We start from the raw sequence: 16,952 nt of genomic DNA on the forward strand, positions 1-16,952 counted from the left end.
AACGACTACTTTTGCTTATTTACACTGCGTTTTTTTCTTGGTTGGAATAATGAAATTTGGATTGCTATACACCCACATACTTCCTACCACATAATCTGTGAGAGAACCTAATGTCCCACCTGTTAAAATATTTCCCCAAAACCACCAACTGATCTCATCTTGACCAGCAACAACAAGTTTAGAATCTTCATAGCAAGGATTATCTTCATTCAAGACCCTAATCACAGCCCCCTTACGAGCAATTCTCACCTCACTTGGCACACTCACCTTTTGCCCGCCAATATCGGCAATCACACTATCCCCATTTCGCGTAGAAAGTTTCACTTTTTGTTTTGTTTGATTTGAGATAGTCGCACAACCACATAAATAGCAATAACACAGCTACCATAAAAACAAATGTTTTCATTTTGCTGCCTTATACACAGGCACGACTAATTCTTTGTTACTATATTCCCAAGCAGAACCTGTTGCCTGATCTACAATTATAGAAGTAAGACCGGGAAAAATTGCAGCAAGAACACCAAGTATATCTAAAAATACAACGGGACTTTCTTTAATACCACCGATGACAAAGGTGCTTGTATGACTATATTGATAACCTGGATTATCCTCTGCATACACATATACATCGGTAGGCTTTCTTGGAATCTTCATTGTTGTTGGTAATGTAACTTTCTCCTCATTAATAGTTACCACAACCTTTTCTCCATTTGAAGCCACTAGAGAAACTTGCTGTTTTGGAGTATTAGTAATCGTTGCGCACCCTCCAAATCCTAACATCAAAATCGCCACAATAACAATCCATTTTGCACTTTTTATCATACAAACTCCTTGTAAAAATTATTTGCAAATTAGTTTGCAAAATGGCATTCTATTTTTTTTTGTTTGGCTGAATCTTAAAAGATAAAAGAAGAAAAGTAGAATTTTTCCTTAAGTTGTTGCATAAATTTACAATATTTATAATACCTCACAATGCCACAAGTCGTAAAAAGTGTGCGAGATTTTTAATCCCAAGATTCTCGTCCTCGTGCTTGTTGTCTTTTATGTTTAATACTTTTTAATGGCTGTGCTTAATGTTAGAAATACAATGAGTAAAAGAAGTATTTTTGTAGAATCTCACCACGCTACAAGCGCATAAAGATTCTAAGATTGCCATTGATTGACACTCTTTTTCGCCTATGTATATATCGATTTTTACACCTTGAGAATCCAAAAAATGCAAAAATTGCTCCAATTCTAAAATGCAAGGTGGTGGAGCAATAAGCACGAGTTGGTTAAGCCTCTTTCGCGCTTGAAGTGTATTCTTAGCACATTGCAGTGCCTCACTTACACTTTGAATCTGTATTTTTTCCCTATTGCTTTGTATTCGATATTCTGCACCATTTGCTCCATAGCCCACTATCGCGTATAGATTGTGTATGTAAAAGCTAATGGCACGAGATATATCCTCGCACACATATCTATTAGGATTGTAATTTATTTTTTCACTCATTTTGCGCTTTCTTTGCGGTGCCTCACGTCCATATATGCGTTGAAACTAATCCTACTGAAGTATTTCTTATATAGAAACTAACCATTGCGAGGTGCAAAGGTAGAGATTCAACAAAATATTCTAAATTTATGTCAAGAAGCGAAAACTACTTTTGTTTTTTATCCATTTTAGCTCTATGACGCGCGCGCTGTGCCTTGCGCTGTGCGAGAAAAATGCGATAATTTGTCTCCCACCATAGATAATCTTTCTTGCTCCTGCGCGTAAGCTCTTTGTAAAGGGTGTTTGGCACGAAGGCTTCCACAAGAGACATAGATTCTTTGATGATGTCCTCTAAATCCTTGAAATTTGGATTTTCTTGCTCCTGCTCGAATATTTCAAGCTTTTTTAGTGTTTCTTTTGGCATCAGTTTGCGCTCTGCTTGAGATATATTAAGCAGCGGTGCTAGCTCCTCTCTATCTTTATCTGTAAGGACGAGTTTCTTTTGGATTTTTTTAGTCTTTACCGCAGAAATAGATTCATTAATCATTTTGTCAAGATCTTCAAAAGGACCATCTTGCTGTTCTTTTTCTAAAGCTTTAAGCTTTTTTAGTGTTTCCTCGGGCATTAATGCGCGTTCAGCTGCCGAAGTGCCAAGTAGTGGTGCAAGTTCTTTTCTGTCTTTGTCTGTTAGCGTGATGTTTAACATAAAACCTCCTTAGAATCCGCGAATCTCATCTGCAATCGACAATAATACATAAAAACATTTACAATCTCTTAAACATTTATTACAAAATCGCATAAATGTATCATTTAGCACATTTTAAGTGAATTTTGTGCGTAAATTTAATTTTTTTTTGACTTTAGCAAAAAAAATGTGTAATAATCAGGTGCAAATCACATTTTAAGGAGTAAGTATGGCGACTATCACATTAACAAATAATGAAACAAAAGAAAGCTTTGATTTCGACCTTATTGACTGCAATAGAGGACCAAAAGCGGTAGATTTTTCTAAACTCTTTGAGCGCACGAATATTTTTTCTTATGATCCGGGCTATGGCAGCACAGCCGGGTGTAAATCGACTATTAGCTATATTAATGGCAAAGAGGGTGAGCTCCTCTATAAAGGTAAGCCAATAACAGAGCTTGTGGAGAAGTATCGCTTTACCGATGTGTGTAGGCTACTCATCACAAATGAAGTACCAAAAAACGAGACCGAATCTAAGGAGTTTGAGCTTGAGCTAATGCACCGCAGTTTCTTGCACGAGGGACTTATTAATATCTTTAAGGCTTTCCCAGATACAGCGCACCCTATGGCAAATCTCTCTGCTTCTCTCTCTGCACTTTCGACTTTCCATTTTCATCATTTAGATATGACAAATGAGGAAGATCGACAAGTAATGGCAAGACGCGCCATTGCGAAGATTACCACACTTGTAGCTTTTGCCTATCGCCATTCTTTGGGGATTCCATATATTTATCCTGATGTGGCGCGAGGCTATGTGGAGAATTTCCTCTATATGCTCCGCGCATATCCGGGTGGCAAGATGAAACAAACAATTAAGGGTGAATTGGAAATTACACCTTTGGAAGTTGAGGCTTTAGATAAGATTTTTATTCTTCACGCTGACCACGGGCAAAATGCTTCTACAACGACTGTTCGTAATGTCGCTTCCACTGGCGCACATCCTTATGCTGCTTTGAGCGCGGGGATTAATGCATTGTGGGGTGCTGCGCACGGCGGGGCAAACGAAAAAGTGCTTGATATGCTCAATGAAATCGGTGATGCAAAAAATGTTGATAAGTTTATCGCTAAAGCAAAAGATAAGAATGATCCATTTAGGCTTATGGGCTTTGGGCATCGTGTGTATAAAAACTACGACCCACGCGCGAAGATTCTAAAGAAGCTTAAAGATGATTTGGATAAGAGAGGCATTAAAATGGATTCGCGACTAAGCGATTTGGCACATAAAGTCGAGGAAGTAGCACTAAGCGATAGCTACTTTGTAGAAAGAAATCTTTACCCAAATGTTGATTTCTACTCGGGCATTATTTTATCTGCACTTAAGATTCCTGTATCACTCTTTACCCCAATTTTTGTTATTGGACGAATGCCCGGCTGGTGCGCACAGCTCTTGGAGCACATCAAAGATCCTGCAACGAGAATTACACGACCAAGACAAGTATATATAGGAGATTAACTCAAGTGTATTTAAGGGTTTTTGGCTATAATGTCGCCCTTAAATTTTCATAAAGGATACAGAAATGTTAGAAGGACAAATTAGAAAGAGTATTTCAAAATCAGAGGCAAAAGCCTTGAGGAATGATGGTTATCTAATTGCAAACATCTATGGCAAAGGACAGGAGAATATTCACTGCGCCTTTAAGATTAATGACTTTATCAAGGAAGTCAAGCATAAAAGCACTTTGATTTTCCCTGTAAAAGTCGGTGGGAAAACCTTAGATGTGGTGATTCAAGAATATCAAAAAGATCCTGTAACGAATACTATTATTCACGTGGATTTGCTTTTAGCACAAAAAGGCGTGACTTGTAAGTTTAAAGTGCCTGTGTGCACTAAAGGAAGCGCGAAGGGCTTGAAAAATAAAGGTGTGCTTTTTATTTCAACAAAGCGCATTAGCGTGAAATGCATTCCTGAAAAACTCCCAAATACTTATGAGATTGATGTGAGTAACTTAGATGTGGGGGATTCTATTCTTGTGCGTGATTTGCCACAAATTGAAGGTGTTAGCGTTATCAATCGTCCATCAGTAGCAGTTGTTGGTGTTATCAAAGCGAAATAATGTCCTGCTTCCTTGTTGCAGGGCTTGGTAATCCGGGTGCCAAATACGAAAACACTCGGCATAATGTCGGTTTTATGGTGCTTGATTTTTTATCTCAAGAATTAGGTTTTACCTTTAACTTTGATAAAAAATTCAACACACAAATTGGAAGCATACACATAGATTCTCACAAAATCTTTTTTCTCAAGCCCCATACTTTTATGAATCTCTCTGGTGAGTCTATCGCTCCTTTTGCTCGGTATTTTAATATTACACGCATTTTAGTAATACACGATGATTTAGACCTTGCCTTTGGCGATGTGAGATTCAAACTCGGCGGCTCAAGTGGCGGGCATAATGGCTTAAAATCCATTGATAAGGCTATGGGGGAGGACTATCTGCGATTGCGCTTTGGCATAGGTAGAAACACACAGCAAGATGTTATAACTTATGTGCTAAGTGATTTTAGTGCGGAGGAAAAAAAACAGCTTTGCGCCACAATGCCCTGTATGCGCGATGCCATTATGTATTTTTATACTACGCAAGAAAATACACAGCAGATTCTATCAATCTTACAAAATCGCTTTACGCTAAGGCAGAGCAAGATAGAATCAGCATATTGCAAAAGATGAGAGAAAGTGATTTTGTGGATTCAAAAGGATAATATATGATGTTTCGTTTTGTCGGGGCGCAGTATTTGAAATATTTTTTCATTATCTTTCTCGCATTGGAAGGGTTTTTTCTCGCTATAGATACGCTTAAATATATCGATGACTTACCAGATTCTGCAAACTTATTAATTCTTTTTCTCTTTTATGATGGCATCTATGCCCTCACTTATACCTTGCCGATTTCGCTCGTGCTTTGCTCAATTATTTGCTATATGGCATTGCTTAAAAGCGTTCAGTTCACGGCACTTATGGCTTTAGGCTATTCTAAGTTACAGATTTTATTCCCACTGCTTATTATTTCAAGCATTTTTACCGCCGGATTTATTGGGCTCAATAGCACCTCGTTTGCATACGCGCAAGAATATGCGGAGGGTATTATTTACCAAAATACACAAAATGTGCGCGAGAATCTTCTGCTTAAAAGTGGCAATCAATACATTTTTTTGCGTAAGCTCTACCCCCTTTCCAATGGCGAGGCAAGGGCGGAGGGTATTAAGATTTTCGTGCTTGATAATGAACATAGACTGATTGGTTATCACGAGAGCAAGGAGGCATTTTTTGAAAGTAATACGTGGATTCTAAAAAATGCAAAAAGTGTGAGTATTTCCCCAACACTTACTTTGGGGGATAATCCACTGCAAATGAGCGTAAGCGAGGAGTTAGAGACGCTTCAAGGTTTTAGCTCTAAGGTGCTTGAGACAATTGCGCAAGATAAACCGATAGCTTCATTGATTGATGCTCTTGCTTCGCTACACATCGCGCATAAGCAGGGTGTAAGCACAGACAAGATACGAGCGATTTTGTATGGACTGCTTATTGTTCCATTTTTTGTGCCACTTTGTATTGCTATCATCGCTTATTATATCCCTTCCTTGCCTCGCTATGGGAATCTCACGCTCATTAGTTTTGTGTGTATTATTGGGGCTTTGGCTATTTGGGGGTTATTTTTCTCCCTCTCGCAATTAAGCGTAGCAGGGCTTATTTACCCTGAATTAGGGTTATTACTCCCTATGGGAATCTTATTTGTTATATTTTTGTGGCATATTCGACATTTAAACAAAAAGTTTTCATAAAATGCAACAATTTAAAGCAAAACTAACAAAAAACTAGGCATAATCGCCATACTCATACTCAAAAGGGGTTACTATGGATGATAGAGTTTTTACCTTTGCAGGGTTGATTAATGCTAATCACGACTTTGTTATTGGCTTTCACACTATCCTTGTGGCAATTATTATACTTGTTCTTGCGCGATATGCGACATATAAGATGCAGGTCGTGCCCAGCGGCATTCAAAATGTCTTTGAGTTTATTATCTCTGGCATCATTAATTTCTCTAAGGATATTGTGGGCGAGGAAGTAGCACGCAAATACTTTCCACTTGCAGCCACTATTGCATTTTTAGTATTTTTTGGTAATGCCATCGGTATTATCCCGGGATTTGAAGCCCCGACTTCTAGTTGGAGCTTCACATTGGTTTTGGCTTTGGTTGTATTTTTCTACTATCACTTCGAGGGCATTCGTGCGCAAGGTATAGTGAGATATATAAAACACTTTATGGGTCCTGTGTGGTGGCTCGCTCCGCTGATGTTCCCTGTGGAGATTATCTCTCACTTTTCGCGCATTATTTCGCTTTCATTTCGTCTCTTTGGAAACATCAAGGGTGATGATATGTTCTTGCTTGTTATGCTTATGCTTGCTCCTTGGGTTGTGCCTGTTGCGCCATTTGCAATCCTTACCTTTATGGCATTGCTCCAAGCGTTTGTATTTATGATTCTTACCTATGTATATATTCACGGCGCAGTAGCCGTTGATGCAGAGCATTAATTTTATTGCTCTTCTTATTACCCCCTCTCTTAGCGGGGGATATATTTCTAAACTTGCTTCTTGTGTGCCGACATTAGGCGCGAATTGGATAATGTATCGCTCACAAAGTGATGAGTTTGTGCCTCACTTTATAGAGTTGCTTTCTCCTTTGAATAAAACGCTTTTACTGAATCTCCCCTTTACAAACCTTACGCAGATTTTAGAGCTTTCTACACATTTTGGAGGAGTGCATTTAAAATCTCATCTTATAGATTTTATTACGCCACTAAGGGCAGCATATGCGCCAGATTCACAAAAGATTATAGGATATAGCGCACACAGCATAGCTGAAGTATTGCGTGCTTTGGAGTTTGGTGCAGATTACTGCACTTTAAGTCCTATATTTTCTACACCCAATAAACCCGCCCCGCTCGGCTTAGAAATTTTAGAGCAAATCCCTTGCGCCTTGCGCTCAAAGGTTATCGCATTAGGTGGTATCACAAAAGAGCATATTTTACTTTTACAGAATCTAGGTTTTGGAGGCTTTGCGGGGATAAGCTATTTTGCAATTTAGCCTTTTTGTGTAACGCACATTTATGTGCTCTTAGAATTTATATGAGAATCTTAGAGATTCTATAATTTCTAGTCATAACAAAATACTGCCTTGCCATTATTCCTCTTTGAAGATTCTATAACTTATCGCATACTCAAATAACTCCCAATATCGCTTTCCAAAGTGTTTTTGATATTCATTTAAGCTAAAGCTTGTATCTGTGGATAGAAGCCCCAAATCCTCTTTAGAATCTGCCCACATATAGCCCACCTCGCTACGGAAAGGATAAATGCCATTTTCATCAATCCACACGGCTTGATTGTAGCCAAAAGCGCGCCGTTTATCGTCTTTAGGGGCAAGTATATTGCGTCCTCCTACGCTGATATAAGGTGTTTGAGACAGGCTTAGCTCATAGAGTGTGGGGAAAATATCCTTGTGTGAGCCTATGCGTGTAGGGTCATAATGTGTTTGTGTAGCATACATTTGTGGCACATAGAGATACAGAGGCACGGCATAGTAGAGGGCTTTATCCGTGCTGGGATTATCGGCAAAATCCCTCACGCGATGGTCGCCACTTGCTACTATAATCGTATTTTGGGCTAAATGTGAATCTTTAATCCTATCCATAAACTCCCCGAATGCGTCATTAGCATATTGATAGAGCAAGGCGGAGATTCTAAGCTTATCGTGCGCTTGATTCTTCGCTTTATTTTTTAAGGTATCGCTTAGTGCAATGGGTTTTGGCACATAGTGTTGCGGTAGATGATAGGGCGGGTGATTGCTCGTAGTGAGTATAGCGATAAATGTAGGTTTTGTGGCGTTTTGCAGAATCTCAAAAGCGAGATTATACGCATATTCATCAGGCACACCATAGGTATTTTTATCATTCTTACTCTGTGGAAATCTCTCTAAAAGTGTGAGCATATCATAAACCTTGTGTGCGCCCTGCGTGATGATAAACTCTCCCAAACCCTGCCAAGATGCGTAGCCGGAGGTAATATATACTACCTCATATCCTGCATTTGCGTATATGAAAAAAGGATTCAGCATAAGAGACGTTTTTTTATGCGCACCTAAGGAGATTTGAGCACTTGGGCTATCAAAGAAAAGGGCGGCAAGTGAAGGTGCTGTGCCATTAGCTCCACTTAAAAAACGATAAAAGACAAAATCTTCATTAAAATGCCTCCTCAAAGCCCCGAGTAGGTCATTTGTATCTTTATCGTCAAAAATCAGCATATTGCTCCCAAAACTCTCCATAAGATTCAAAACAATATGCGGTGGATTTTCGCGTAAAAATACAGAATCTGCACTCGTGTGCGAAATAGGAAAAAGTAAAGATTCTAATTGCTCTCCTTTTTCTTTTACAGGCGGGTGAAAGAGGGCAGCTTCCTTATAATTACTCTGTGCCCAGTCAAATGCAATAAGCGGATTTGTAGCTAGGTGATTAAAAATAGGTAGCGTAGAAATATAATGATTATCCTCTTTGATAGGAAAAGTGCCAAGTGAGCCACGCGCTGCAATCAATAGGAGTGCAATAAGGAGGAGTTGGACGCAAACAAGGTATAGAATCTGCACATAAAGATTTGTAAAATGAGCAAATCTCATAAATAAAGAGAATAGAGGGATTTTGTAAAGATAGAGACAAAAGATACCAAAAGCAATCGCACAAAGCACACCAATAACCAATGGATAGTCCTGCCACATAATGGAGAGAATAGCGAGAGTATCATCATCTTTGAATCCAAAGATAAAAATATCGATTTTGCTCCCATAAGTGCGGAAATAGTAGAAATTAATAATAGCCGCCGCCATAAAGACAAAGCCAAGCAAAAAGGTATAAATGTGGGGGATTGTTTGTGAGAGGAAAGAGTAGATTCTATGCTTTGCCCCCCCCCCCCGTTAAAATATATGCTATAAAGCAAAGAGATTGTGTGATGTAATGTAGGGCTACAAAAATGAGTAGAGCGATGCCGATACTTCGCATATCAAGCTTTGCACCCATAAGCCACATTGCGCCAAAGTCGCTTAAATGCTCTTGCCATAGATTCATAGGTAAGTAATGGGCTACCATAATGCCACGTGTGATAGTGCATAAAATAAAAAGTGCAACACAAAGGAGCAAGGTGCGCTGTATCAAAATGCTATTGATGATATGAGGCATTTCGTTATTCATTATGGATTTTTTGCTTACTTGTGTATTCATTATTCTCCTTTGTGGGTTAAATGTGCTTAGATTATAAAATATTAAAGAATCTAGCAGAAGCGTAAATCGTTATATTCGCTTGGGATAAAATAATCTCTAGCTTTTAGAATCTGTGGATAAAATCCTGCTTTGAATCCTAGCTCAAAAAGCCTATCCACCGCTTCAATCTCAATTTCGCTCATAGAAATAGAATCCGCATTTGCATAAAGGCTAAGATATGTATCAAGCTCCTTTGCATTCACGCGTATAATGCCTCGTTCCAAAAGCATTTGGCTTAAAATAGCTTTGTTTTGCACTCCAAGTTGCACGGCTTTGGTAAGCATAGATTCACACTCTATGGCGGTGGTAAGTGGCAATGAGCGGCGCAGCGCCATACCACCCAAAGGCAGAGGCAGCTCACCACCGCTAAGATTCTGCCATATGTCCCAAAGTTCGGATTCTACGCAGAGATTTTCATTAAAATTTAAAATGGATTCGTGTATGAGCACACCCGCATCGACTTCGCCACTTAGCACGGCAGATTCTATATCGAGGAAATTTTTATACACGATGCGCGCATCAGGATAGGCTATGCGGAAAATCATCGCATTTGTTGTATGTTCCCCGCTTAAAGCGACTTTGAAATGCTTTTTTAGAATCTTATCTTTTTTTCTAATGAGCTTTGGTCCATAGCCATTGCCAAAACTCACTCCTGTGCGTAAAAGTGCGTAATTTTGCGCCACGAGCGGATAAAGTGCAAAAGAAATTGCACTAATATCGTATTCGCCTTTTAATGTCGCAAGATTGAGTGTTTGAATATCTTTTGCGGTGTTGTTAAAACATAACTTTTTAGAATCTACCCACCCAAAAACAATCGCATAATACATAAATAAATCATCGGCATCAGGGCTATGAGCGACACTTATCATTATCTCTCCTCTTCTTTTGTCAAAATTATAAGGATAATTTAGTCAAACTTAGATAAAATCGCACTATTTTACGCACAAACTTACAAAAAAAAGGATAATTGATGATAGATGAGAAAAAGCAGAAAGCCATTGAGTTAGCCTTAAAGCAAATTGATAAAGCATTTGGTAAAGGTGCTTTGGTGAGGCTTGGGGATAAGCAGGTAGAAAAGATAGATTTTATCTCCACGGGCTCACTCGGGCTTGATATGGCACTTGGCATTGGTGGTGTGCCTAAGGGGAGGATTATTGAAATCTATGGTCCAGAATCAAGCGGTAAAACAACACTAAGCCTTCAAATCGTGGGAGAATGTCAAAGAAATGGCGGAATCTGCGCCTTTATAGACGCTGAACACGCACTTGATGTATATTATGCTAAACGTTTGGGTGTGGATACAGAGAATCTGCTTGTGTCTCAACCTGATACGGGCGAACAAGCACTTGAGATTTTAGAGACACTCACACGCAGTGGTGCAGTGGATTTAATTGTTATAGATTCAGTGGCTGCGCTTACGCCAAAAGCAGAAATTGAGGGCGATATGGGAGACCAGCACGTAGGGCTTCAAGCGCGGCTTATGAGCCACGCCTTGCGTAAAATTACCGGTGTGCTTCATAAGATGAATGCGACTTTGATTTTTATCAACCAAATTCGTATGAAAATTGGCACTATGGGCTATGGTAGCCCAGAGACTACCACCGGCGGTAATGCGCTTAAGTTTTATGCGAGTGTGCGTATTGATGTGCGCCGCATTGCTACACTCAAGCAAAATGAGCAACAAATTGGCAATAGAACTAAGGCAAAAGTCGTCAAAAATAAAGTTGCACCACCATTTCGCGAGGCAGAATTTGATATTATGTTTGGCGAAGGCATTAGTAAAGAGGGTGAGATTATCGATTATGGTATCAAGCTTGATATTATCGATAAAAGTGGTGCGTGGCTTAGCTATAATGACAAAAAGCTAGGACAGGGGCGCGAGAATGCAAAGCTACTTCTCAAAGAGGATAAGGCTTTGGCAGAAGAAATTACTGCAAAGATTAAAGAGCAAATTGGTGCAAAAGATGAGATTCTGCCTCTGCCCGATGAGCCAGAAACTAACGAATAAAATAACAAGGAGAATACAATGGTTTATATAGAGCATATTGACGCACAAGAGGTAATGGATAGTCGTGGAAACCCAACGGTTAAAGCAATAGTAAGGCTAAGTGATGGCACAAGGGCAAGTGCAATAGTGCCAAGTGGTGCAAGCACAGGTAAGAGAGAAGCCCTAGAGCTACGAGATGGCGACAAGGAGCGCTATTTAGGTAAGGGTGTGCTTAAAGCGTGTGCAAATATCAAAACAGAGATTGCTGCACAGCTTGATGGCGTATCACCTTATGACCAAAGCAAAATTGACCTTATCCTTAAAAAGATTGATGACACAGATAATTATTCAAAACTCGGTGCAAATGCGGTGTTGGGTGTGAGTATGGCAATAGCTCGTGCAAGTGCGCAGTGCTTACATTTACCTTTGTATCGTTATTTGGGTGGCAGCAATGCGCTTACTATCCCTACACCTATGCTTAATATTATTAATGGTGGCTCACACGCTGATAACACGGTGGATTTTCAAGAATATATGATTATGCCTCTAGGCTTTGATACTTTTGCGGAGAGTTTGCGCGCTTCAGCTGAAGTGTATCATCACCTTAAAGCAATTTTGAAAGATTCTGGACATATTACAAGTATTGGCGATGAGGGGGGATTTGCTCCTAATTTAAAAAATAATGAAGAACCTATCGAGGTTATTCTTAAAGCCATTGAAAAGGCGGGGTATAAGCCACTCGAAGAAATTGCGATTGCACTTGATGTGGCAAGTAGTGAGCTTGTAGGGAAAGATGGAAATTATCATCTTGCAGGAGAGGGCAAAGTGTTTGATAGTGCGGGTATGATTGAGTATTATGAGAAACTTGTCGCAAAATATCCTATTGTCTCTATTGAGGATGGCTTGAGCGAAGATGATTGGGAGGGCTGGAAGCTCCTTACGCAAAAACTTGGAAGCAAGATTCAACTTGTGGGTGATGATTTGTTTGTTACAAATAAAAAGATTTTGCAAGAGGGGATTGATAAAAATGTTGCAAATGCCATTTTGATTAAACCTAATCAAATTGGGAGTGTGAGTGAGACAATGCAATCCGTGCGTCTTGCCCAACGCAATAATTATAAGTGTATTATGAGTCATCGCAGTGGCGAGAGTGAGGATACCTTTATCGCGGATTTTGCGGTGGCACTTAATACCGGCGAGATAAAAACAGGTTCAACAGCGCGAAGTGAGCGCATAGCAAAATATAATCGCTTGCTTGAAATTGAACGTGAGGTGAGTGATACAGAATATATTGGCAAGAGCCTTTTTAAACGATAAAGGTGCAGAGCTTAAAGGCATACGATGAGCGCATACGATGAGCTACTAGGTGAGCCACAAAGATTAAAGAGACTATTTTATATTAATCGTGTGTGGATTATTATTTTTGGTGTTGTGATTGCGCTGGGCGTGTATATAGGGTATCTGCTCTTTGGTAATAATTCTGTGGAAGTGCTTTTATCTTTACACAAGCAAAAAACATATTTTATAGAGGAGGCTCATAAAATGCAGGAGCAAAACGCGCTTTTGCAAAGGCAAATTTTTGAGCTAAAAGGAGCAGATTTTGAAAAAGAAAATCCTAAGAAATAGCGTATTAATTGTAAGTCTATGCGTGTGTACCCTATGGGCGAGGCAAAATCCTTTTGAATCTGTGATTACACAAAAAGAGGAGGAGCATAACGCACAGGGTATGCACCAAGACCCGCTTTCTAGCATAGAGTTTGTTTTGCCTAGCACCGCGCGAGTGTTAAAAAGCGTGCAGGTTACCTATCAAAATCTTGATGGCTCTATTGAAAATAAGATCATTCAGCTTGATGAGAGTATTGATTGGCACTATCCTTTACTTATCTCGCAAAAAGCCCAAGGTGCTACTTACAAAGTGGAAAATCGCTTTAAGCTCGGCGAATTTGAGATTATCATCAATCATAGTAAGCTTTTTATCGCCACGCGTAAGAAATTATTGCGTGATTTTATTTTGCCTAAGCCCTATCGGTTAGTTCTTGATTTTGAAGGTGTAAAAAGCAACGAGCATCAGCAGCTTAAACTCGATAAGAAATATTTTAGTGATGCAGAAATCTCCACGCACGAAGGATTTTATAGAGTCTCCATAGGTTTTGATGGACGATATAAATATCACATCTCCCCACAACGCGATGGTTTTGTGATTAGCTTGGAGTAGATGTTGGAGAATATTGTTTTAATTGGCTTTATGGGGAGTGGCAAAACGACCATAGGTAGAGAAATTGCGCTTTGCGGCGGGAGATTCTTACTCGATACAGACCAGCTCATAGAGCAAAATATGGGTAAAAGTATAAAGGATATTTTTGCTTCAGTAGGCGAGGAGGGATTCCGCCGCATAGAATCCCAGCTCATCTTGTGGCTCTCTGCTAATGTAAAAAACGCAGTTATCGCTACAGGTGGGGGAATGCCAATCTATAATGACATTCGATATATGGGTAAGATTTTTTTTCTTGATGTGGGCTTTGAGTGCATTAGTGAGCGAATGAGCAAGAGTGAGCGGGCGAAGCGACCTCTTTTTGCAGACATAACAGAGGCGAGGCGACTCTATAATGAGCGCAAAAAGATATATGAGAAACAAGCTCATTATGTGGTGAGCGGTGTAAGCTCCATAACAGAGAGTGCGAGGCAGATTATAGAATGTGCGGAGCAAAAACACAGAATCTAGGCTTTATGTAACAAACCTTATGATATATGTATCATTTTTTGCTACAATTAGCACTTTTACAACAAGGGGTAATAAAGTGGAATTTATTAATCTTAAAGCGCAGTATGAATGCTACAAAGGTGATATTGATAGGGCTATGCAAGATGTGCTGAACTCATCGCAGTTTATTATGGGTAAGGCAGTGAGTGATTTAGAATCTGCTATGTCTGTTTATGTGGGTTCAAAACACGCTATAGGTTGTAGCAGCGGGACAGATGCGCTTATTTTGGCACTTTTGGCACTTGATATTAAAAGTGGCGATGAGGTGATTACCTCACCTTTTAGCTTTATTGCGAGTGTGGAGGCGATAATGCTCCTTGGTGCGAAACCTGTGTTTGTGGATATTGATGAAGGGACTTATAACCTTAATCCAGCTCTTTTAGAATCGGCTATTACACTTCAAACAAAGGCAATCATTCCTGTGGCGATTTTTGGGCAGATGGCAGATATGGAATCTATTAATGCAATCGCCGCAAAGCACAATATTCCTGTGATTGAAGATGCCGCGCAAAGCTTTGGGGCAAGTCAGATTCAAAAAGGTAAAAAGATAAAATCTTGTGATGCAAGCACAATCGCCACTACGAGCTTTTTCCCAAGCAAACCTCTAGGCTGCTATGGTGATGGCGGGGCAGTATTTACAAATGATGAAGTTTTGGCTCAAAAGCTTCGCTATCTCCTCAATCACGGACAGACAGAGCGATATAAACATAGTTTCATTGGGTTAAACGCGCGACTAGATGCGATTCAAGCAGCGATATTGCAGGTGAAGCTAAAGCATTTAGATAAAGAGATTGATAAAAGGCAGGATATTGCAAGGGTGTATGATGAGAATCTTAAAAATGTGATTACACCTTTTGTTGCTCCAAATAATACAAGTGCGTATGCGCAGTATTCTATCCGCACCCACAATCGTGCAGAGCTTATGAAAAAATTAGAATCCGCTCATATTCCTTATGCGGTGCATTATCCTATTCCGCTGCATTTGCAAGAGGTAGTGTGTAAAGTGTATGGATATAAAAAAGGCGATTTTCCTGTGAGTGAGGTGGTATGCGAGGAGATTTTATCTTTGCCTTTTAGCCCATTCCTTACAGAAGATGAGCAATGTCAAGTGATAAGGGCAGTCAATGGATAAACCTGTGCGAATTGCCCTCTTTGGCATTGGTAAAATGGGGCAAAATCATTTAAGAATCCTGAGTATGCTTAAAGATGTGGAAGTTGCATTCCTTTATGATGTAAATGAGGAATTGTGCGTGGATTTAAGCAAAAAATTTGGCATTAAGATTCTAGAAAATCTTGATAGCGACCTCAAAAGTTGCGATGGAGCAATTATTGTAACACCTACTTTTACGCATTTTGACTATATCAATAAAGTCAGTAATTGCGTGAAAAATATCTTTGTAGAAAAGCCTCTTACCAATACATTAGAATCTACACAAGTGATTGTTGATCTTGCGAAACAAAAAAATCTTAATATCCAAGTGGGTTTTATTGAGCGATATAATCCCGCTGTGATTACCCTGCGGCAAATCTTAGGCGCAAATAAGCATAAGATTATTAATATTGACCTCACACGCACAAATAAAATGAGTAGTCGCATCACAGATGTAGATGTGGTGATTGATTTGATGATTCACGATATTGATTTGGCACTGCGCTTTAATGGCGAGGTAGTGGATATTTATGCACACGGTGTGATTGAAAAAGGAATGATTGAATATGCGCGTGCGTGTCTCGTGCATCGCAATGGGGCGTTTTCAAATATCGTGGCAAGTCGTATCACACATAAGCGCAAACGGCAGATTTCTATCACGACTGAAGATGAATACATTGATTGTAATTTGTTGCATAAGGAGATTTTTGTAGATAAGCAGAGCTTTGAGCAGCGGCTTGATAATGTTTCCGTTTGTGCAAGCACAGAGACGATTGAGGTGCGTGGGCAGGAGGCATTGCTTGCGGAACTCATTGATTTTGTGAATCTATGTAAAAATAAGCCAAGCATAACTTCAAACCGCCCCAATGAGCGCGAGGGAATGGAGGCGATGAAAATCGCCCATCAGATTCAGAATCTTATACATAATGGACGTTAAAGAGAGTTTTATAGAATCTTTTAAGCGCAAATCAACTTATTTTAAGTAAAATCAGATTCTAAAGCTTTTTTAAAGGAATGGGAGTAAAAATATTTTGGGAATCTACACGCATTAACCTTAAAAAATCATTAAACACACTCTCACACACTTTTCTTTTTTATCCCTTAAAAACATTTTATCTTGTCTCTAGTCTTTGTCTATCATTTCTCTATTCATTGCTTTTGCTTAGAGCTTTTTTAAAACTTTGGAAATTAATTTCCATACATATTAGATTCTAATATAAGGGAAAAGGTAATATAAGATTCTCTTTATAGTAATTTTATTTGTAATAGAATCTGTGTCATTATATTTCAGCTAGAATATTTTATAAAGCTTAAAAAACTTTTTGCCTTGAAGCTAATCTTAAGTTGTTTTTAAATTTTATTTTTTCTGTTCTTAAGTTAAAAAAATATGAAGTTTGCTATGAAGTTTTTTTAATTTTGTATCGAAGTATGAATCTTGAAATGCTCTTAAGTTTGTGGCAAAGTTGTATTCAATTTAAGTGAAATTGTTAGTCTATGATTTTGTATTGAATTTGAAGCAAAGTTGATATGAAA

The 16,952-nt window shown here is 39.1% G+C and carries 20 protein-coding genes; 13 read left to right on the plus strand and 7 right to left on the minus strand.

The window, feature by feature from the left end:
• Nucleotides 1-15 precede the first annotated feature (15 nt).
• The 4 genes from LS67_RS08900 to LS67_RS08915 all read right to left on the minus strand — a co-directional run bounded on the left by LS67_RS08900 (nt 16) and on the right by LS67_RS08915 (nt 2,177).
• Nucleotides 16-294 carry a hypothetical protein gene (locus LS67_RS08900; protein ID WP_034326982.1) on the minus strand — a complete coding sequence of 93 codons (279 nt, stop codon included), beginning with the start codon at nt 292-294 and terminating at the stop codon, nt 16-18.
• A 108-nt stretch (nt 295-402) separates the two neighbouring features.
• Complete coding sequence (locus LS67_RS08905; protein WP_034326984.1) at nt 403-822, minus strand: hypothetical protein; 420 nt, start codon at nt 820-822, stop codon at nt 403-405.
• A 235-nt stretch (nt 823-1,057) separates the two neighbouring features.
• Nucleotides 1,058-1,492 carry a hypothetical protein gene (locus tag LS67_RS08910; RefSeq protein WP_034326986.1) on the minus strand — a complete coding sequence of 145 codons (435 nt, stop codon included), beginning with the start codon at nt 1,490-1,492 and terminating at the stop codon, nt 1,058-1,060.
• Between the two features lie 145 nt (nt 1,493-1,637).
• Complete coding sequence (locus LS67_RS08915) at nt 1,638-2,177, minus strand: hypothetical protein (protein ID WP_236096383.1); 540 nt, start codon at nt 2,175-2,177, stop codon at nt 1,638-1,640.
• Nucleotides 2,178-2,385: 208 nt separating this feature from the next.
• On the opposite strand from LS67_RS08915, the gene LS67_RS08920 reads away from it, so the two are divergent.
• The 6 genes from LS67_RS08920 (at nt 2,386) to LS67_RS08945 (ending at nt 7,300) form a co-directional block, all read left to right on the plus strand.
• On the plus strand, nt 2,386-3,669 hold the full coding sequence (locus LS67_RS08920) for a citrate synthase (RefSeq protein WP_034326988.1): 1,284 nt from the start codon (nt 2,386-2,388) through the stop codon (nt 3,667-3,669).
• Nucleotides 3,670-3,733: 64 nt separating this feature from the next.
• A complete protein-coding gene (locus tag LS67_RS08925; protein ID WP_034326989.1) occupies nt 3,734-4,270 on the plus strand; it encodes a 50S ribosomal protein L25/general stress protein Ctc in 537 nt (178 codons plus the stop codon).
• Nucleotides 4,270-4,881: an aminoacyl-tRNA hydrolase gene (gene pth / locus LS67_RS08930; RefSeq protein WP_034326991.1), complete on the plus strand. Its 612-nt coding sequence runs from the start codon at nt 4,270-4,272 to the stop codon at nt 4,879-4,881. The genes LS67_RS08925 and pth overlap by 1 nt, the downstream gene beginning before the upstream one ends.
• A 35-nt stretch (nt 4,882-4,916) precedes the next feature.
• Nucleotides 4,917-5,993 carry an LptF/LptG family permease gene (locus LS67_RS08935; RefSeq protein ID WP_034326992.1) on the plus strand — a complete coding sequence of 359 codons (1,077 nt, stop codon included), beginning with the start codon at nt 4,917-4,919 and terminating at the stop codon, nt 5,991-5,993.
• A 73-nt stretch (nt 5,994-6,066) separates the two neighbouring features.
• The gene (locus LS67_RS08940; RefSeq protein WP_034326994.1) at nt 6,067-6,747 is read left to right on the plus strand and encodes a F0F1 ATP synthase subunit A; all 681 of its coding nucleotides are present in this window, start codon (nt 6,067-6,069) and stop codon (nt 6,745-6,747) included.
• On the plus strand, nt 6,734-7,300 hold the full coding sequence (locus LS67_RS08945; protein ID WP_034326996.1) for a thiamine phosphate synthase: 567 nt from the start codon (nt 6,734-6,736) through the stop codon (nt 7,298-7,300). The genes LS67_RS08940 and LS67_RS08945 overlap by 14 nt, the downstream gene beginning before the upstream one ends.
• A gap of 96 nt (nt 7,301-7,396) precedes the next feature.
• On the opposite strand, the gene LS67_RS08950 is transcribed toward LS67_RS08945, so the two are convergent.
• The 3 genes from LS67_RS08950 to LS67_RS08960 all read right to left on the minus strand — a co-directional run bounded on the left by LS67_RS08950 (nt 7,397) and on the right by LS67_RS08960 (nt 10,390).
• On the minus strand, nt 7,397-9,091 hold the full coding sequence (locus LS67_RS08950) for an LTA synthase family protein (protein ID WP_231944759.1): 1,695 nt from the start codon (nt 9,089-9,091) through the stop codon (nt 7,397-7,399).
• Nucleotides 9,092-9,155: 64 nt separating this feature from the next.
• Nucleotides 9,156-9,482, minus strand: a complete 327-nt coding sequence (locus LS67_RS08955; protein WP_231944758.1) for a hypothetical protein — start codon at nt 9,480-9,482, stop codon at nt 9,156-9,158.
• Between the two features lie 50 nt (nt 9,483-9,532).
• Nucleotides 9,533-10,390: a menaquinone biosynthesis family protein gene (locus tag LS67_RS08960; RefSeq protein WP_034326998.1), complete on the minus strand. Its 858-nt coding sequence runs from the start codon at nt 10,388-10,390 to the stop codon at nt 9,533-9,535.
• Nucleotides 10,391-10,488: 98 nt separating this feature from the next.
• Here LS67_RS08960 and recA point away from each other — a divergent pair, with 98 nt between their 5' ends.
• From recA to LS67_RS08995, 7 genes are all read left to right on the plus strand, one after another.
• On the plus strand, nt 10,489-11,529 hold the full coding sequence (gene recA / locus LS67_RS08965) for a recombinase RecA (protein WP_034327000.1): 1,041 nt from the start codon (nt 10,489-10,491) through the stop codon (nt 11,527-11,529).
• An 18-nt stretch (nt 11,530-11,547) separates the two neighbouring features.
• Nucleotides 11,548-12,825 (plus strand): phosphopyruvate hydratase, encoded by a 1,278-nt coding sequence (eno, locus tag LS67_RS08970; RefSeq protein WP_034327002.1) that lies wholly within the window; start codon nt 11,548-11,550, stop codon nt 12,823-12,825.
• 24 nt (nt 12,826-12,849) lie between these two features.
• Nucleotides 12,850-13,134 carry a hypothetical protein gene (locus tag LS67_RS08975; RefSeq protein ID WP_034327004.1) on the plus strand — a complete coding sequence of 95 codons (285 nt, stop codon included), beginning with the start codon at nt 12,850-12,852 and terminating at the stop codon, nt 13,132-13,134.
• Nucleotides 13,109-13,723 (plus strand): AMIN domain-containing protein, encoded by a 615-nt coding sequence (locus LS67_RS08980; protein ID WP_034327006.1) that lies wholly within the window; start codon nt 13,109-13,111, stop codon nt 13,721-13,723. The genes LS67_RS08975 and LS67_RS08980 overlap by 26 nt, the downstream gene beginning before the upstream one ends.
• Nucleotides 13,724-13,726: 3 nt before the next feature.
• Nucleotides 13,727-14,230, plus strand: coding sequence for a shikimate kinase (locus LS67_RS08985; protein ID WP_034327020.1), 504 nt, complete (start codon nt 13,727-13,729; stop codon nt 14,228-14,230).
• 76 nt (nt 14,231-14,306) lie between these two features.
• A complete protein-coding gene (locus tag LS67_RS08990; RefSeq protein ID WP_034327009.1) occupies nt 14,307-15,401 on the plus strand; it encodes a DegT/DnrJ/EryC1/StrS family aminotransferase in 1,095 nt (364 codons plus the stop codon).
• On the plus strand, nt 15,394-16,356 hold the full coding sequence (locus tag LS67_RS08995) for a Gfo/Idh/MocA family protein (protein WP_034327011.1): 963 nt from the start codon (nt 15,394-15,396) through the stop codon (nt 16,354-16,356). Before LS67_RS08990 ends, LS67_RS08995 begins: the two co-directional genes overlap by 8 nt.
• Nucleotides 16,357-16,952: the final 596 nt, after the last annotated feature.

It is taken from the genome of Helicobacter sp. MIT 03-1616 (assembly GCF_000765685.2).
GTDB classification, from domain to species: domain Bacteria; phylum Campylobacterota; class Campylobacteria; order Campylobacterales; family Helicobacteraceae; genus Helicobacter_C; species Helicobacter_C typhlonius.